Source organism: Caballeronia sp. ATUFL_F1_KS39 (assembly GCF_023630985.1).
Lineage (GTDB): Bacteria > Pseudomonadota > Gammaproteobacteria > Burkholderiales > Burkholderiaceae > Caballeronia > Caballeronia zhejiangensis.
In genome coordinates this window covers 86318-103678 of record NZ_JALQDZ010000040.1, presented here as the reverse complement: position 1 = coordinate 103678, position 17361 = coordinate 86318, and the positions used below count along the sequence as shown (strand labels likewise).

The window sequence follows — 17361 nt, the reverse complement described above, 5'->3', positions numbered from 1 at the left end:
GCGCCCGTCAGTCGAACTGGAGATGCACCTTCATCGATTGAGAGCGATCCAGCGCGACTTCGAATGCACGATTCGCTTCGGCGAGCGGAAATGCGTGCGTCATCAGCGGACGAAGGTCGATGCGCTGCGAGGCGATTTCATCCGCGGCGATCGCGTATTCATCGGTGAAGCGGAACGAGCCCTGATAACGCAGCTCTTTCGCCATCACGAGGTTCGCCGCGACCGGCGACTGACCGGCCGGCAGATTTCCGAGCTGGATCACCGTGCCGCCCGCACGCACCGAGCGCAACGCGGTGTCGAGACCGGCGGGGCTGCCCGATGCCTCGATCACGACGTCGAAGGTGCCGCGTTCGCGCGACCAGGCATCGATGCGCGCCTGATCGTTCGCGAGCACGGTCTCGTCGGCGCCGAGCGACGCCGCCATCGCGAGCGCCTTGTCAGCAAGATCGAGCGCGACGATGCGATGCGCGCCCGCGCGCCGCGCGGCGGCCAACACGATGCAGCCGATCGGCCCGCAACCCACGAGCAGCATCTTCGCGCCGACGAGCGGGCCGGCGAGCTTCAACGCGTGCAGCGCGACAGCAAGCGGCTCGGCCATCGACGCCTGCGCGAAATCGAGTGTATCCGGCACCGGAACGCATTGCCGCGCGGCTGCCGTGATGTATTGCCGGAACATGCCCTGCATATGCGGGAACGTCGACGCGCTGCCCATGAAGCGCATGTTCAGGCAATGGTTCGGCATGCCTTTCACGCAAAAGCGGCACGTTCCGCAATTCAGGCCCGGATTCACCGCGACCCGCTGGCCGACTGCAAGGCCCGTCACGCCCTCGCCCAGCGCGGCAATCTCGCCCGCGACTTCGTGACCGAGCACGAACGGCTCGCGCACGGCGAAGTCGCCGCTTTTGCCCTTGAAGTAATACGAAAGATCCGACCCGCAGATGCCGCCCGCGCGCACGCGAATCTGCACCTGTCCGGGTGCTGGTTCGGGCGTGTCGATCTCGTCGATGACGAGCTTCTTCGGTTCGTGTAGAACGGCTGCGAGCATGATCTATGTCCTGGAATCTGCAGTTTGCACTTTGTATAAAGCGTTTCGCATGCAATCAACGGCGGGCGGCGAGCGCCGGTTCTGCGTTCGATCCGGCGATCGCGGCATCGTGTTGCGGCGCGCCCCAGTCGTGCAGATCACGGCCGACGCGCGCCGGCGCGGTCTCGGGCAGAAGCAGAAGCGAGATCGTCGAGACGATGCCGAGCGCGGCAACGTACACGATGAGACCGATCGAGCTTCCGCCCGTCGCCTGAATCAGCTTCACCGCGACGAGACCTAGCACGCCGCTGCCGATCAGCGAACCGATCTGCCAGATGAGCGCAATGCCGCTGCATCGCACGCGTGCCGGAAAGAGCTCGGGAAAGAGCGATGCTTGCGGCGCATAACAAAGGCTGTGGCCGACGGTGATCGCGAGAATCATCACGGTCTGGATCGCGAGGCGGCTGCCGCTATCGATAGCGTGAAAGAGCGGCATGACGAGCAGCACATGCAGCACTGCGCCCGCGATGAATGTCGCGCGCCGACCGATGCGATCCGACAGTGCGCCCGCGAGCGGGATCGCAATCAGTTCGAGCACGACCGCGACGATGATCGTCTGCAGAAGCAGCGAGTCGGCGATGCCGTGCGCGCGGCCGTAGGCGAGCACGATCATCGTGTACATCGCGAACGTGCAAGCCTCGATTAGCTTCGCGCCGACACCCTTCACGATCGTCGCGCCGTGCTGCTTCACCACTTCCACGACGGGCCGCGATTCGACCGCCTTGGTCTCGCGGATCGCCGCGAACACCGGCGATTCCTCGGTGCGCAGTCGAATATAAAGCCCGACGACGACAAGCACGATGCTGCCGAGAAATGGCAGACGCCAGCCCCAGTCCATCAGTTGTTCGTGCGTGAGCATCGCGGTCAGAACGGCGAAGATGCCCGATGGGATCAGAAAGCCCGCGGGCGCGCCGAGCTGCACGAGGCTCGCGAAGAAGCCGCGTTCGCGCGGCGGCGCATATTCGGCGGTGAGCAAGACCGCGCCGGCCTGCTCGCCGCCGACGCCGAAGCCTTGCAGCACGCGGATCAGCACAAGCGCCGCCGGCGCCCAGATGCCGATCTGCGAGTAATCCGGCAACAAGCCGATGGCGAACGTGCCCAGACCCACGATCAGAATGGTGACAATCAGCGCTTTCTTGCGGCCGATCTTGTCGCCGAAATGCCCGAACACGATACCGCCCACAGGCCGCGCGACGAACCCGACCGCATACGTGGCGAACGCGGCCAGCGTGCCGATCAGCGGATCGTGGCTCGGAAAGAATTTTGCGCCGAACACGAGCACCGCTGCCGTGCCGTACACGAAGAAGTCGTAATACTCCGCCGCCGTGCCGATGGTCGATGCCGCTGCCACCCGGCGCAGCATCGCGCTGGTTTCCCTGTGTGCCATGTCTGTCTCCGGTATCTTGTGTTTTGAATGCCTTAAACCAAACGCGATTACCAGTTCCAGAGCGTGCCGTCTTCGAGGCGCGCCACCGGCAAGTACGCCGGATCGTACGGATACCTTGCGGCGAGCTTTTCGTCGATGTCTACACCGTGCCCCGGCGCTTCGCCCGGGTGCATCATCCCGCGATCGAACGACCATGCATGCGGGAACACATCGAGCGCTTCCTTCGGAAAGCCCATGTACTCCTGCACGCCGAAGTTGGGCACCCACAAGTCGAAGTGCAGCGCTGCGCCCATGCAGACCGGCGACAGATCCGAAGGACCGTGGCAGCCCGTGCGGACCTGATACAGCGATGCGAAATCGGCGATGCGCTTCAGATGCGTGATGCCGCCCGCATGCGTGAGCGTCGCGCGGATGTAGTCGATCAGTTGCTCTTCGATCAGCTGCTTGCAGTCCCAGATGCTGTTGAACACCTCGCCCACCGCAATCGGGGTCACGGTGTGCTCGCGGATCAGACGGAAGCCGGCCTGATTCTCGGCGGGCGTCGGATCCTCCATCCAGAACAGGCGATACGGCTCGACCGATTTGCCGAACCGCGCCGCTTCGATCGGCGTAAGCCGGTGATGCACATCGTGCAGCAGATGCGTGTCGAAACCGAACTTGTCGCGCACGGCTTCGAAGAGTTTCGGCACGAAATCCAGGTACTTTTCGGAGGACCAGCTCTGCTCCTCGACCGCACCCTTCGTCGCCGGCTCATACATGCCGTCGCCCTTCGCGACGCCATAAACCGAACGCATGTTCGGCACGCCGCACTGGATGCGAATCGCCCTGTAGCCCTCTTCGATATGCTCCGCGTAGCGGTCGAGCGCTTCGGGGATGTCGCGGCCGGTTGCGTGTCCGTAGACCATCACGCCGTCGCGCGACGCACCGCCGAGCAGCTTGTAGAGCGGCATGTTCGCGGCCTTGCCGAGGATGTCCCAGAGCGCCATGTCGACGGCGGCGATTGCGGTCATCGTGACGGGGCCGCGTCGCCAGTACGCGCCCTTGTAGAGAAACTGCCAGGTGTCTTCGATGCGGCCCGCTTCGCGCCCGATCAACAGCGGACATACGTGATCCTTCAGATACGACGCGACAGCGAGTTCGCGGCCATTGAGCGTCGCATCGCCGATACCGTAGATGCCCTCGTCCGTTTCCACCTTCAGCGTGACGAAGTTGCGGCCGGGGCAAGTCACGATCACGTCGGCGCGGATGATCTTCATAGGTATTTCCTTGAATGGGCATTCGATGTGCCGGATACTACCATACCAGTATGTTACGTCGTCAATAACGGGTTTTCCCCATTCCTAATTCAAAATGCCATCGAAAAGGCCTGAGAAATCAATGCTCTCCCGTACATCGCTCACTGCACTCGAAGGCCATTGCCTGTCGCGCGAGTGGCACGAGCCAGCTATCGGCATCGTGCATCTGGGCATCGGCAACTTTCATCGCGCGCATGAAGCGCTCTATACCGAAGAGGCGATGCTCGCCGAGCCGGGCGATTGGGGCATTTGCGGCGTCACGCTGCAGGGCGACGTCACCAAGCGTGATGCGTTGATGGCACAGGACGGCCTCTACAGCGTCGTGGAACGCGGGCCGGACGGCGTGCGCGTGACGGTCGTGCGTGCATTGCGCGAAGTGCTGGCGATGCCCTTCGATCGCGCACGTCTCGTCGAGCTTTTCGCCGACGAACGCGTCCGCATCGTGTCGCTGACGGTTACGGAAAAAGGCTACTGTCGCGATCCGCGAACCGGCGATGCCGACTTTGCGCACGCGGGCGTCGCGCACGATCTCGCGCATCCGGACGAGCCGTCCACCGTGCCGGGCATACTCTGCGCCGCGTTGCGAGCGCGACGCGACGCGGACGCCACGCCCTTCACCGTGCTTTCCTGCGACAACCTCTCGCACAACGGCGATGCATTGCGTCAGGCGGTGTGTTCGTTCGCACGCAGGCTGGACCCGACGCTCGCGACGTGGATCGAGACGCGCGTCGCGTTTCCGTCGACGATGGTCGATCGCATCGTCCCCGCCACGACCGACGCGGATCGCGAAGCCGCCCAAGCGGCGCTGGGCGTGGGCGATGAAGTGCCCGTGCCGTGCGAGCCGTTCAGGCAATGGGTCATCGAAGATCGCTTCCCCGCCGGGCGTCCTGCGTGGGAAACGGCAGGCGCGCAACTTGTCGACGACGTCGCGCCCTTCGAGATCGCGAAACTGCGCATGCTCAACGCGACACACTCGACGCTCGCGTATCTGTCCATGCTCGCCGGTTTCGACACGATCAGCGACGCCGTCGGCCACCCGCCGCTGAAGTCACTGATCCACGCGATGATGACGCGCGAGATAGCGCCGACGCTCGCGGTACCGGCATCGTTCGATCTCGCCGCATACCGCGACGCGCTCCTCGACCGCTACGCGAATCCCGCGCTGAAACACCGTTGCAGCCAGATTGCGATGGACGGTAGCCAGAAGATGCCGCCACGAATTTTGTCGACCATTCAGGCAAGGCTCGACGCGGGTCAGCCGTTCGAACGGCTCGCGCTTGCGGTGGCGGCATGGTTCACGTTTCTGCGCGGACGAGCGGACGACGGCACCCGTTACGCGATCAGCGATCCGCTGGCCGAACGTCTCACGAAAGCGGCGGAGGATGCGACCACGCCGGCAGGCCTCGTCGATGCGCTCGTCGGCGCAAGCGATGTTTTCCCCGCATCGCTGGCACGCAATCCGGTTCTCCGGGAAGCGCTTCTGCGCGCCGCGACAAGGCTCGCGAACGGCGCGCTCACGGCGATCGACGAATATGTGCGGTTGGATTGAATTCATTATCACGCACGCAAAATGCCGAACAGTCCGCTTCGTTTTAAGATAGCCACTTCCATCATGAGCGGCCCTGACGCGCCAGGAGTGGCAGGTGTATTTATTGAAACGTGGATGTAGCTCTGCTCTGTGCATCGCATGCGCGCTGTCGTGGGTATCGGTATCCGCTCTGGCGGCCGCGCCGCAGCCTGGCCGTGCAGCGAGCGCTGCCGACATCGCGAGCGGCGCCAAGGCGCAAGGCATCATGTCGGCCGACGCGCTTGCACCGAACTTTACCGGCGACGATCCGGAACACGTCCGCGATGCGCTGGCAGGTCATTCCGCACCGGAACAGCCTGCATCGATAACCGGCCGCGTAGGGGCGTTTCTTTCGCGGCCCTTCACCAAGGCGCAGCATGCCGCGAGCCAACCCGGCGCGCAGACAGATCGCACCTTCACGTTCGTCATTCCGGTTTCATACGGCGTGCGCTATCTGTCGAAGAAGAAGGTGCTGACGGTGAACGTCTCCCTGGCGGCGTCTCACGATCCGGATGCCATCCTGCTGAAGGAAACGGTAAAGGGGCAAAGCGGCCGCAAGCTCGTTGTTGCGCCTGAAGCCAAGGAAAAGGGTTTCGTTCAGACCTTCGACAGCATTGAACTGAAGCAGGAAGGCAGCGCGAGAACCACGGTCAGAGGCAGCATCGTGCTTCCGAACTTCGACCGCGCGCATGGCAGCGATGACTTCGCGATCGTGCTCATCTGCACGCTCGCGCCACCCTACCTGACGGACGACATCGAGCATAACGCGCCCACCGATGAAGAACCCACGGATATCACGCGCAGAACATCGACATTGATGGGCCATGTCGATGCAGCGTGGCTCATCGATCGCAAGGAAGGCACGATCATTACGAAGCGGCTGCGCCTCGTGAAGTGAAAGGCGCGCCGCTCTTCTGTTCGATCAATATTCGACGTTCGGATCCAGCGGATAGACGGGCCGCTTCAGGTTCTCGAATGCGAAGAGTCCATAGTCCGAACTCGTGACACCGCGGCTATCGCATTCGACGAGGCCACCCGATATCGGCACGAAGACGGGGCGGCAATACATGCGCGACTTGAGAATCAGAAAGCGCGCGCCGCGTGGATCGATGCCGACACTCTCGAACACGCCCAGGTCCCACGGCTCGTGCGTGCGTTCCGTTACAAGGATGCGCGCCGCGGCGGTCTCGATCACGGCCGCGCGGCCCATGAACGCGCGCTGCCCCGTATACGTCGGTCCGCTGATGATGTATTCGCCATCGGTCAACGCCCGCACTGTGCCGGTAACCTCGAGCGGCGGCTTTGCTCGCGACGCCACGCTCGCTAGCTTGTTGCCGACGCCGATCGTGACCGTTGCGCCCTCGCCGGCTGCGAAGAGTTGCGCGACAGCTTCGGGATCGCATAAAGGTCCGACGACGATGCCATCGAGTCCTTGCTTCAACGCTTCTTCGAATGCGTCGGTCGTGTCGCACGTTCCGCCCGACATGCAGTTGTCGCCGTGGTCGAGCAGCAGCACGGGCTTGTCCGTTTCGCGTGCGAGCGCAGCGCCCTCGCTGATCGATTGCGTGAGCGGCACGCTGCGATAAACGAACGCGTCACGCTCGTTCCAGATTTGCCGCGCAATGCGGTCCGCCACGCACTGCGCCTTCGCGCGCTCGCCATCCGCCACCACGACCACGCTGATGCAAGGCGCGGCGATATCCGCCAGCGAGAAACCGGATAGCACCGACACGGCCAGCACGCCATCTTCAGCTTCGGCTGCGCGCGCGGCATCGACTGCACGTTTCATTGCACCGTCCGCTGTCGAACTCCTCAGCGTATGCGTGAGCAGCGGCGGCTGCGCCCAAGCGATCACGGGCTTCGCCTTGTCATGAATCAGATCGAGCAGCAGTCGCGCCGCATGCTCACCGCTCTCGTACATATCGACGTGAGGATAGGTCTTGAAGCTCGTGATCACGTCCGCGTTGTCGATCATCTTCTGCGTGACGTTCGCATGCAGATCGAGCGATACGGCAATAGGCGCATGTGGCAGCGCGCGTCGCACGCGTTCCAGCAAATCGCCTTCGCCATCGGGCGAATTCTCCGCGACCATCGCGCCGTGGAGGTCGAGCATCACGGCATCGCAGCCTTCTGTTGCATCGACGATCGACTGGCAGATCGCGTCATAAGCGGCGGCAGCGACGCGACCGCTCGGATTTGCCGAAGCGGATATCGGCGTCACGATGTCCGCATGTTCGCGCTTCGCAGCATCGATGAATGCGGACATCGCCGTACGCATGCCGGCATTCTCGTTATACGCTTCGGCGCCATGACACGGACCGTCGCGCCCGAATGCTTCGAGCGGCGTCGCAACGGGCGAGAACGTGTTGGTCTCGTGGTTCATGCGGGCGATGAGTATCTTCATGCTGCGTCTCCTTCGGACGCGTTGGCTGCGCGCAGCATCGCTTGCAGAAGCACATTGCAGCCTGCTTCGAGATGATCGGCGCGCGCATCCTCGATCTCGTTGTGGCTGATGCCGTCCTTGCACGGCACGAAGATCATCGCTGCCGGCGCCACGCGTGCGAGATAGACGGCGTCATGACCCGCGCCGCTCACGACATCCATCGACGTGAAGCCGAGCGCATCGGCGCTCTCGCGCACCGACGCAACCAGCGATGCGTCGAACGGTTGCGGCGCGAAGTAGACAACTTCGTCTACCTTGACCGGCAGATCCGCTTGCTCGCATGCGTCGCGCATTGCACGGTCCATTGCGAGAAGCGTCGCGTCGTCTGGCGCGCGCAGATCAACGGTCAGCTTGACGCGCCCCGGAATGACATTGCGCGAGTTCGGATGCACGTCGACCCAGCCGACCGTTCCGCGTCCATGCGGCGCATGATCGATTGCGATGCGATTGACGGCGCGAATGAGATCTGCCGCGACGAGCAAGGCGTCGCGGCGCAGTTCCATCGGCGTCGGACCCGCGTGCGCTTCCATGCCTTCGATCGTCACGTCGTACCAGCGTTGACCGAGCGCGCCTTGCACGACGCCGATCACCTTGTCCTTCGCCTCCAGCACCGGACCCTGCTCGATGTGCGCTTCGAAATACGCACCCACGTCATGCGCCTCGACGCGATCTCCCGCATAACCTATCGATGCCAGCGCGTCCCGCACGGACACGCCGTCGCGATCCTTCTGCGCGAGTGCATGATCCAGCGTGAACGCGCCCGCGAATACACCGGAACCCATCATCACCGGCACGAAGCGCGAGCCTTCCTCGTTAGTCCAGACGGCAACTTCGAGCGGCGCAACCGTACGCACGTTATTGTCATTCAGCGTGCGCAACACTTCGAGGCCCGCCAGCACGCCATAGTTGCCATCGAACTTGCCGCCCGTCGGTTGCGTATCGATATGGCTGCCCGTCATCACAGGCGGAAGATCGTCACGCGTGCCCGCACGGCGCGCGAAAATGTTGCCGATCGCATCCACGCGCACGGTGCAGCCGATTTCCTTTGCCCACGCGATAAAAAGATCGCGGCCTTGCTTGTCGAGTTGCGTCAATGCGAGACGGCACACGCCGCCCTTCTCCGTCGCGCCGATGCGCGCGAGATCCATCAGACTGTTCCAGAGACGCGCACCGTCGATGCGCAGAGCGGCCTGCGCCGGCATATCATGAGCTTGCATTCGAGGTTCCTGAGCTGAGTGATGCAGATATGAGGTTCAGACGACGCCCACGCCAAGATAGCGATCCTTGATCGATTCATCGGCGATGAACGCATCGTTCGTTCCTTCGTACACGATGCGCCCTTGCTCGATGATGTAATGGCGGTCGGCGAGTTGCGTGCAGACTTCCAGATTCTGTTCGACGAGCAGAATCGTCACGCCCGCTTGGCGAATCAGCTTCAGTTGCGCGACGATTTCCTCGACGATCACAGGCGCGAGTCCTTCCACCGGTTCATCGAGCATCAGCAAGCGCGGATGATTCATCAATGCGCGGCCGATCGCGAGCATCTGCTGCTCGCCGCCCGAGAGTTGGCCACCGCCGTTCGTCCGGCGCTCCTTGAGACGCGGAAAGATGCGATAGATATCCGCGAGTTGCCATGGAGAATCTTTGCGCGCGCCGAGCCGCAGATTCTCTTCGACGGACAAGAGCTTGAAGATACCGCGATGTTCCGGCACGAAGCACACGCCGCGCGCAGCGATCTTGTGCGGCGGCATCTTCGCGAGCTCGACGCCCTTGAACTTCACGCTGCCGCGCTGCGGCGCCACGACGCCGGCGATGCTTTTCAGCGTGGTCGATTTTCCCGCGCCGTTACGGCCGAGCAGCGTGACGGTTTCGCCTTCGCCCATCGTGAGCGAGACGCCTTGAAGAATATGGCTCTTGCCGTAATAGCCGTGAATGTTATCGACATCGAGCATCATGCGCGTCCTCCGGTGATCATGTTGCCGAGATAGGCGCTGCGCACACGTTCGTCCCCGCGGATATCGGCGGGCTTGCCTTCGACAAGCACGCGGCCTTGCTGCATCACCGTGATGATGTCGGAGATGTCCATCACGATATCCATGTTGTGCTCGATCAGCACGACCGTGTAGTCATCGCGCAGACTGCGGATCAGATGCTTCATGTCGTCGAGATCGTCGATGCCCATACCCGAGGTCGGCTCGTCGAGAAAGATCGCCTTGGGCCGGGCGGCGAGCGCCATGCCCACTTCGAGACGCCGCTGCTGGCCATGCGATAACGCGCTCGCCTGCGTCGACGCCAGGCGTTGCAGCGCGAGACGTTCGAGAATGCCATCGACCGTATCGCGATGTTCCAGCGCGCCGCGCGGCGGCGTCCATGCGTTGAGTGCGCGCTTCGAGTCCACGCCTTGCGCGGCGAGCCGCAGATTCTCACGCACCGACAGATTCGTGAAGAGGCTCGTCACCTGAAACGATCGTGCGATGCCACGCTTCACGCGACGATGATCGGGTTCCTGTGTCACGTCGTGACCATCGAACACGATATTGCCCGCGGTGATCGGCACGGTCCCGGTCAACACATGAAACAGTGTGGTCTTGCCCGCACCGTTCGGTCCGATCACGGAATGCACCGTGTTCCTTGCGATGCGCAGATTCACATCGGTTAGCGCGGCGAACTTGCCATAGCGCTTCACGACGCCCTTTGCTTCCAGTATCGACGCGCTCATGCCGGCTCTCCTCGATCGCGCTTCATCGCGCGCCAGATGCGTTCACCCAGACCCCACAAACCGCGCTGCATGAAGAGACTTACCGCGATCAGCACGAGTCCGAGCAACAGCAGCCAGCGCGGCCATAGCGTTGAAAGCCAGTCGGCGAATAGCACATAGAACGCTGCGCCCAGTACGGAAGAAAAGAGATTGCCCGTACCGCCGATAACGGTCATCACGAGAATCATCTCGCTCGTGTGGTAGTCGATGTTCGATAACGGCGCGATGCCCGTCATCATCGCGTGCAATGCCCCGGCCAGGCCAGTGACCGCACCCGATACGACGAACGCGGCCAGCTTGAAACGCTTTACGTCATAACCTACGGCAGCGGCGCGCGCCTCGTTATCGCGGATTGCGAGCAGCGTGCGGCCGAAGACCGAATGCGACACGCGCAACATGAACCAGAATGCGATCAAGAACAATACGGCGACGAACGCGTAGTACTGCCACGGCGACACGAGCGAAACGAGTGGCTGCCCGAAGAATGACAACGCGGGCCGCGGAATATCGAGCAAGCCGTTGTCGCCGCCGGTGAGATCGGGTGTCGTATAGGCAAGGAAATAGAACATCTGCCCGAATGCGAGCGTGAGCATCACGAAGTACGCGCCGCGCTGACGAATGGAGAACCATCCGACGAGAGCCGCGGCGAGCGCACCCGCGATGATGGCGCCGAGCAATGCCGCAGGAATCTGAAGCCCTGACTTCGTGAGGATCAGACCCGCGGCATAGCTTCCTAGACCGAAGAATATGCCTTGTCCGAACGACAGCAGGCCCGTATGCCCGAGCAGCAGATTACAGCCGAGCGCGGCGAGCGCATAGACGAGCACTTCGGTTGCGAGCGATCCGGAGCGGATCGTCAGCGGAAGAACGCAGACGACGATGGCCGCGAGCAACAGAAAGCGATAGCGATGAAGCGACTGCCTGAGGGATCGCGGTGGCGCGCTCATGTCCAGTGTCTTCGAATCCAGTTTGGAATTCACGCGGTCCTCCCGAGTAATCCGTTCGGACGCAGCAGCAGCACCGCGGCCATCGCCACATAGATCATGAGACGCGCGCCTTCCGGCCACAGCGTACTCATCACGCTCTGCACGATGCCGACGAGCAGTCCGCCGACGAGCGCACCCAGAAAATTGCCCATGCCGCCCACGACCACGACGACGAATGCGACGCCGAGTGCTTCGATCCCCATGAACGGATCGACGCCGCGTATCGGCGCGGCAAGCACGCCCGCGAGTGCCGCTGTTCCCGCACCGAGCGCGAATACAAGACTGAAGATGCGCGTCACGTTGATGCCGAGCAGCGATACCATCTCGCTCGATTCGCTGCCCGCTCGCACAGCGCTGCCGAGCCGCGTGCCTTCGAGCACCCACCATAGAATGCCCGCCAGCACCGCCGTGAACGCGATGACGAAGAGGCGATACTTCGGGTAGATGAAGCTGCCCCACATCACAACGCCGTTGAGAACATCCGGCACCGGGACGTTATCGCCGAGCGGTCCCCACGCGATGATCGCGCACTCCTGAATCACGAGCGCAAGGCCGACTGTCGCGAGAATATGGAACTCGTGTTGCTGTGCATAGACGTGGCGCAGCACGACTTTCTCGACGATCCATGCGATCACGGCGACGACGATGGGCACGACGACGAGCGCACTCCAGAAGTTCATCGACCACTGCATCGCCTGATAACAGAAGTACGCGCCCAGCAGATAGAAAGCGCCGTGCGCGAAGTTCACGAAGCGCAGCAACCCGAACACGATCGACAACCCGACCGCGAGCAGAAAATACAGCATGCCCACGCCGATGCCGTTCACGACCTGCAACAGATAAACGTTCATGGCCTTGCATCAGAAGAGTGGCAACGCGAATGCAGAACTCGCCCGCATTCGCATGAAAACAACGCGCGTCACAAGATCAGGCGATCACGCAAGCTTGCATTGCGTCTTGTCGAGCGGCAGGAACGACTGGCCCGAACTCACGATGTCGGCGTAATCGTCTTTATCCTTCATCTTGCTCTTGGGCTTGCCTTTGAGAAGATAGTAGTTCTTCAACACCTGATGATCGCCCGCGCGAATTTCCTCCGGCCCGGTCAGGCCCGAGTACTTCATGCCTTGCAGCGCAGCGACGACTTTTTTCGGGTCGGCGGTGCCCGCTTTTACGATGCCGTCGAGCAAAATCTTCGTGCAGATGTACGAACCCGCGAGGCTATAGTTAGGGTTCGATTTATAAGCCGCATTCACACGCTTGACGAGGTCCTGATTGAGCGGCGTATCGACCGCATGCCAGTATTGCGCGCCGAAATAGACGCCCTCGCAGATTTCCGGTCCGAGTGCTTCGAATTGCTCCAGCCCCGACGCCCATGCCATCAGGATCGTGCAGTTGTTCTTCATGCCAAAGCTCACGGCCTGACGCAACGTGTCCGATGATTGCGAGCCGAAGTTGAGGATAAGAAGAACATCGGGCTTCGCCGCGACAGCATTCGTCAAATAACCGCTGAACTCTTTTTCATTGAGCGAGTGATAGCTGTTGCCCACATGCTCGATACCCTTCTCTTTGAAGATGTTCTTCGCCGCCGATAAAAGCCCGTCTCCGAACACGTATTGCGGCGTGATCGTGTACCAGCGCTTTGCATTGGGCATCGACTGAATGAGCGGCCGCACCGTTTGCTCGATCGCGCCGAAAGTGGGCACTGACCAGCGAAACGTCGCGCTGTTGCAATCCTTGCCGGTGAGTTCGTCGGCGCCCGCAGTCGTGATGAAGATGCCGCCGGCCTTCTCCGCTTCCTTGCCCATCGCGAGTGCTTCCGACGAAAGAATGCCGCCCGCGAAATAACGTGCGTTCTTCTGCTGCGCGATTTCCTGCACGCGGCGCACGGCCGTTGCGGGTTTTCCCTCGGTGTCGAGCGTCGCATAGGCGAGCGGTTGACCCAGCACCTTGCCGTATTGTTCGATAGCCAGCTTCATGCCGAGATCGGCGTACTTGCCATTGGCCGCGAACGGACCGGACATCGGCACAGGGCATGCGAACTGGATCGGCGAGCCCTGCGCAAAGGCGCTTCTTGCGACGAGCGCTTCGAACGATCCTGGAATGGCCGACAGCGCGGCCAGCTTCAACATGTTTCGGCGATTCAAAATTGACGCTCCTTGAGAAGATGACCCGCGCAGCCGCCCCGCTTTTTTTCGTGGTAGGTTCAAACCTCGGCTCGCTTCATTCTATTTATCATGATAAATAGAATGAACCCGATGCTAGGAACAATAAATTCGGGTGTCAATAAGGCAATATTCCAGTCTGCGAATTCGCGACACGCACGCGTATAAAGCAGACAAAGACAGGGAGCATCGACATGGTGATGGAGCGTGCAAAACGCACCGGGGCGGCAATCGAAATCGCGCAGCAGCCGATCAAACAGCCCAAGCGCGCGGATCTCGTCGCCGAAGAGATCAAGCGGCTGATCACGGAAAAGAACCTGAAGCCCGGCGACAAGCTGCCGCGTGAAGTGGAATTGCAGCAGCTCTTTTCCGTCAGCAAGAGCACGACGCGCGAGGCGCTCAAATCGCTGGAAGTGCAAGGGCTGATCAAAGTGACGACGGGACCTTCGGGTGGCGGCACGATCGTCGAGGTGCCGCTCGATCGCACCTTGCAACTCTTGCAGAACTATCTGTTCTTCAAGGACGTGACCATCGACGATATCTATACGGTGCGTCAGTTGCTCGAACCGGAGCTCGCTGCGGGCGCAGTGCCGCATCTCACCGACGATGACTTCAACGCGCTGGAAGCGAACATCGCTTGTTGCGACGAGCCGGCCTCGGCGCACGCGAATCGCGACATCGTCCGGCAACGACAGGAAGACGTGAACTTCCACGATATTCTGGCCGCTGCGAATCCCAATCCGTTTTTGCGCTTCACCTGCGAGTTGATCAACGAAATGATCCGGCAACTCATCGAGTTCAGGAACGACACGCCGCAAGCCGAACATGAACGCTTCGGCCGCGCGAACGTGAAGATTCACAAGGCGATCACCGAAGCGGCGCGCGCGCGGGACGCGGACAAGGTTCGAGAACTGATGGTGATTCACATGACCGAGGCGCCGCGCTATGTGAAGCGCATGAAGGGCAAGCTGCGCGGGCGGCTCATTCTCGACTCGGAGATTCGCAAGCGCATGGGCGGGCGCGGCGGGTGATTCGAGGATGGCCGTGCAGAAAGGATTGAGCCTGAGCGACTACAATCGGGGTGCAAATACGCGCGGCGCTGTTCACCACATAGCGCATAAGATGCAAACCAATCCATAAGATACGGAGTTTTTCGACGCATAGCGCAGTCGCGCCGCACATCATGTCGTGCCCGGATGTGCGGAAATCGCGCCGCGCGGAGAACCTGAATGCCCGCCAGATTAAAAGCCGTTCGTAAGACCGGACGCATGGTCAGTCGCCGGTTGATGCGACGCAACAGCACCGCCGCAATCCGCTTCGCCGAAGTGTTTTCGCACTTTCCGGCGCTCGCTGGTCTTATCGGCACCGCCATCGCCATTTGTATGGCCGTGTTGTCGTTTGCCGCGCTGTGGCAGGGACGCGCGCAAGCGCTGCAAAACGCGCATCAGGCTGCGGCCAATCTCGTCGCCACCTTGAGCGCCGATATCGCGCGCAATATCGAATCGAGCGACCTGTCGCTGCGCACCATCGTCAATGGCGTTAGAAACCCTGCCGTAATGGGGCTTCCGCCCGATCTTCGCAAGCTGGTTCTATTCGATGGCGCCACCGGCATGAACTCCGTCGGCGGCGCATTCGTGATGAATCGCGAGGGACGCATCGTCATGGAACGCGATCCTTCCGATCATGCCGACTTGCTCTTCAACGATCGCGACTACTTCAAGGTCCACGCCGAACACCCCGACGCCGGTCTCTACATTTCCGGACCCTATGCGTCGCGATTGCGCAAGGGCGCGGCTTCGCTCGCATTGAGCCGGCGCATCGATGCATCGGATGGCTCGTTTGCGGGCGTCGCCGTGATCGCCTTGAACGTCTCCTACTTCAAGGACCTGCTGTCGCGCGTGAAGCTCGGCACTTCGGGCGCGGTGTTCATCGTACAGCAGGATGGCGTGATGATCGCGCGCAAGCCTGCGCTGCCAGGCGATAGCGACGGCTACGTCGCGAAGTCACCGACCTTCTCCGCGATGCGCGACGCGGCTTCAGGCTCATACATCTCACGGTCTCCGCTCGATGGCGTCAGGCGGCTCTATACATTCCAGCACGTACCCGGCACCCGATTGATCGCGGCGGTCGCGCCCGCCGAGGATGACGTCCTCGCGGCGTGGCGCGAACGCAGCCTCGTCATCGGCGGATTGACGATGGCGTTCGGAGGCGGCTTCATCGTCATCTCATGGCTGCTCGCAATTTCACTGCGCTCGCGAGCAATTGCGCAAGAGAAGCTGCAACGGCTCGCGGGTACCGATGCGCTCACCGGACTATGCAACCGCCGCGCGCTGGACCGGCAGCTCGACGAAGAATGGCGGCGAGCGCGCCGCGTCGATCAGCCCCTGTCCGCGCTGTTCATCGACGTCGACCACTTCAAGCTCTATAACGACACCTACGGTCACGCGATGGGCGACGACGCGCTCATCGCCGTGGCCGACTGCATACAAAATGCCGCGAAGCGCCCCGGCGACATCGTCGCGCGCTATGGCGGCGAAGAATTCGTCGTGGTTTTGCCGGGCGCCGCGGCGAGCGGCGCGCTCACATTTGCCGAGCGTCTGCGCGAGAACGTGGAACAACTCGCCATTCCTCACAGCGCGGCGCCAAGGAGCGTGCTGACGATCAGCATCGGCATTGCCACAGCCTCGCCACGCCATAACGACGACGCGCTCAAGTTGCTGAACAATGCCGACGCCGCGCTCTATCTCGCCAAACGCAGCGGGCGCAATCGCGCCATCCACGAAGACAGCGTCGCCGGCAGCGGCGCCTGACGCGATGCACGTGAAGTCGGACGTATCATGCGTCGTGAATGCAATCCGGCGTTTTGCATGCCGCATTCAAACTGCACATCCGAAGGAGTTATTCCGATGACCGCTTCGACCGCCGTACTCGCGATTCTCTTTTCACTGTTGCTGGGCGCGATGATTCCGGGCCCGAGCTTCGTAATCGTGGCGCGCAATGCCATCGGCATATCACGCACCGATGGCCTCGCGACCGCGCTCGGCATGGGCGTGGGCGGCATCTTCTTCGGCGGCGTCGCCCTCGCGGGACTGTACACGCTGCTCGTTGCCGTCGAGTGGCTCTATCTCGCGCTGAAGGTCGCCGGTGGCCTGTATCTGATTTATGTGGCGTCGAAGATTTGGCGGGGCGCCGCGCAGCCGATGGAGATGCCGGCAACGGACGGCGCGTCCCGGCTCACCGGGCGCGCTCGAAAGTCCTTTTGGCTTGGCCTCTCGACGCAACTGAGCAATCCCAAGACAGCCATCTGGTACGGCAGCATTTTCGCGGCGCTCTTGCCGCAGCATCCTCCGCTGTGGTGCTACTTCGTATTGCCGCCTATGGTCTTCGTGATCGAGACGGGCTGGTACACCATCGTCGCGCTTGGCTTCTCAAGCAAGCGTCCGCGCGAGATGTATCTGCGGGCGAGGAAGTGGATCGACCGTTTCGCAGCGAGCGTCATCGCGATGCTCGGCCTGCGCCTCGTGCTGACGGCGGGTCGAACCGGCCTTTGATTTCGCATGCAAAACGCGTAACTCAAAAAGCCTTCGGAAACTCTGAATGCAAAAGGCAAAAGGCAAAAGACAAAAGGCCGGCCGCGCCGCGAGGCTCGTCCGGCCTTCAAGCAGCATCGATGTGCGCG

Annotated in this window: 15 protein-coding genes; 5 read left to right on the top strand and 10 right to left on the bottom strand. The window is 61.9% G+C overall.

Translation table 11 applies throughout. The features are described 5' to 3' along the window. Positions 1-7: 7 nt before the first annotated feature. Genes NCR93_RS20695 through manD form a run of 3 tightly spaced genes read right to left on the bottom strand, consistent with a single transcriptional unit; the run spans position 8 to position 3727 of the window. Positions 8-1045, bottom strand: coding sequence for an L-idonate 5-dehydrogenase (locus NCR93_RS20695; protein ID WP_175980711.1), 1038 nt, complete (start codon positions 1043-1045; stop codon positions 8-10). 55 nt (positions 1046-1100) lie between these two features. Continuing rightward, entirely contained in the window at positions 1101-2471 is a 1371-nt protein-coding gene (locus tag NCR93_RS20690; RefSeq protein WP_175980709.1) for an MFS transporter, read from the bottom strand. 47 nt (positions 2472-2518) lie between these two features. Next, a complete protein-coding gene (manD, locus tag NCR93_RS20685) occupies positions 2519-3727 on the bottom strand; it encodes a D-mannonate dehydratase ManD (protein ID WP_008347871.1) in 1209 nt (402 codons plus the stop codon). Between the two features lie 121 nt (positions 3728-3848). Between manD and NCR93_RS20680 the strand changes: the two genes are divergently transcribed. Both NCR93_RS20680 and NCR93_RS20675 read left to right on the top strand, forming a co-directional pair. Next, positions 3849-5315: a mannitol dehydrogenase family protein gene (locus NCR93_RS20680; RefSeq protein WP_175980707.1), complete on the top strand. Its 1467-nt coding sequence runs from the start codon at positions 3849-3851 to the stop codon at positions 5313-5315. Between the two features lie 94 nt (positions 5316-5409). Beyond that, complete coding sequence (locus NCR93_RS20675; protein WP_250532278.1) at positions 5410-6231, top strand: hypothetical protein; 822 nt, start codon at positions 5410-5412, stop codon at positions 6229-6231. 24 nt (positions 6232-6255) lie between these two features. Here the strand turns inward: NCR93_RS20675 and NCR93_RS20670 are convergent, their stop codons facing one another. The 7 genes from NCR93_RS20670 to NCR93_RS20640 form a co-directional block, all read right to left on the bottom strand. Beyond that, positions 6256-7737, bottom strand: coding sequence for a M81 family metallopeptidase (locus tag NCR93_RS20670; RefSeq protein ID WP_175980703.1), 1482 nt, complete (start codon positions 7735-7737; stop codon positions 6256-6258). After that, entirely contained in the window at positions 7734-8993 is a 1260-nt protein-coding gene (locus NCR93_RS20665) for a Zn-dependent hydrolase (protein WP_175980701.1), read from the bottom strand. Before NCR93_RS20665 ends, NCR93_RS20670 begins: the two co-directional genes overlap by 4 nt. A gap of 36 nt (positions 8994-9029) precedes the next feature. Further along, positions 9030-9731 (bottom strand): ABC transporter ATP-binding protein, encoded by a 702-nt coding sequence (locus tag NCR93_RS20660; RefSeq protein ID WP_175980699.1) that lies wholly within the window; start codon positions 9729-9731, stop codon positions 9030-9032. Then, the gene (locus tag NCR93_RS20655; protein ID WP_008347861.1) at positions 9728-10495 is read right to left on the bottom strand and encodes an ABC transporter ATP-binding protein; all 768 of its coding nucleotides are present in this window, start codon (positions 10493-10495) and stop codon (positions 9728-9730) included. Before NCR93_RS20655 ends, NCR93_RS20660 begins: the two co-directional genes overlap by 4 nt. Next, positions 10492-11481: a branched-chain amino acid ABC transporter permease gene (locus tag NCR93_RS20650; protein WP_235366230.1), complete on the bottom strand. Its 990-nt coding sequence runs from the start codon at positions 11479-11481 to the stop codon at positions 10492-10494. The genes NCR93_RS20655 and NCR93_RS20650 overlap by 4 nt, the downstream gene beginning before the upstream one ends. Positions 11482-11510: 29 nt before the next feature. Continuing rightward, on the bottom strand, positions 11511-12371 hold the full coding sequence (locus tag NCR93_RS20645; RefSeq protein ID WP_034470975.1) for a branched-chain amino acid ABC transporter permease: 861 nt from the start codon (positions 12369-12371) through the stop codon (positions 11511-11513). Between the two features lie 84 nt (positions 12372-12455). Then, positions 12456-13664: an ABC transporter substrate-binding protein gene (locus NCR93_RS20640; RefSeq protein ID WP_175980697.1), complete on the bottom strand. Its 1209-nt coding sequence runs from the start codon at positions 13662-13664 to the stop codon at positions 12456-12458. Positions 13665-13876: 212 nt separating this feature from the next. Between NCR93_RS20640 and NCR93_RS20635 the strand changes: the two genes are divergently transcribed. The 3 genes from NCR93_RS20635 (at position 13877) to NCR93_RS20625 (ending at position 17233) form a co-directional block, all read left to right on the top strand. Then, complete coding sequence (locus tag NCR93_RS20635) at positions 13877-14713, top strand: FadR/GntR family transcriptional regulator (protein WP_008347857.1); 837 nt, start codon at positions 13877-13879, stop codon at positions 14711-14713. 198 nt (positions 14714-14911) lie between these two features. Continuing rightward, on the top strand, positions 14912-16492 hold the full coding sequence (locus NCR93_RS20630; RefSeq protein ID WP_239294903.1) for a sensor domain-containing diguanylate cyclase: 1581 nt from the start codon (positions 14912-14914) through the stop codon (positions 16490-16492). Positions 16493-16588: 96 nt separating this feature from the next. Then, positions 16589-17233 carry a LysE family translocator gene (locus tag NCR93_RS20625; protein WP_175980695.1) on the top strand — a complete coding sequence of 215 codons (645 nt, stop codon included), beginning with the start codon at positions 16589-16591 and terminating at the stop codon, positions 17231-17233. The last annotated feature ends 128 nt before the right edge of the window (positions 17234-17361 follow it).

Coding starts and splice junctions, on each gene's coding strand:
- NCR93_RS20695 (WP_175980711.1), bottom strand. CDS start 1,045: ATGCTCGCAGCCGTTCTACACGAACCGAAGAAGCTCGTCATCGACGAG.
- NCR93_RS20690 (WP_175980709.1), bottom strand. CDS start 2,471: ATGGCACACAGGGAAACCAGCGCGATGCTGCGCCGGGTGGCAGCGGCA.
- manD (WP_008347871.1), bottom strand. CDS start 3,727: ATGAAGATCATCCGCGCCGACGTGATCGTGACTTGCCCCGGCCGCAAC.
- NCR93_RS20680 (WP_175980707.1), top strand. CDS start 3,849: ATGCTCTCCCGTACATCGCTCACTGCACTCGAAGGCCATTGCCTGTCG.
- NCR93_RS20670 (WP_175980703.1), bottom strand. CDS start 7,737: ATGAAGATACTCATCGCCCGCATGAACCACGAGACCAACACGTTCTCG.
- NCR93_RS20665 (WP_175980701.1), bottom strand. CDS start 8,993: ATGCAAGCTCATGATATGCCGGCGCAGGCCGCTCTGCGCATCGACGGT.
- NCR93_RS20660 (WP_175980699.1), bottom strand. CDS start 9,731: ATGATGCTCGATGTCGATAACATTCACGGCTATTACGGCAAGAGCCAT.
- NCR93_RS20655 (WP_008347861.1), bottom strand. CDS start 10,495: ATGAGCGCGTCGATACTGGAAGCAAAGGGCGTCGTGAAGCGCTATGGC.
- NCR93_RS20650 (WP_235366230.1), bottom strand. CDS start 11,481: ATGAGCGCGCCACCGCGATCCCTCAGGCAGTCGCTTCATCGCTATCGC.
- NCR93_RS20645 (WP_034470975.1), bottom strand. CDS start 12,371: ATGAACGTTTATCTGTTGCAGGTCGTGAACGGCATCGGCGTGGGCATG.
- NCR93_RS20635 (WP_008347857.1), top strand. CDS start 13,877: ATGGTGATGGAGCGTGCAAAACGCACCGGGGCGGCAATCGAAATCGCG.
- NCR93_RS20630 (WP_239294903.1), top strand. CDS start 14,912: ATGCCCGCCAGATTAAAAGCCGTTCGTAAGACCGGACGCATGGTCAGT.
- NCR93_RS20625 (WP_175980695.1), top strand. CDS start 16,589: ATGACCGCTTCGACCGCCGTACTCGCGATTCTCTTTTCACTGTTGCTG.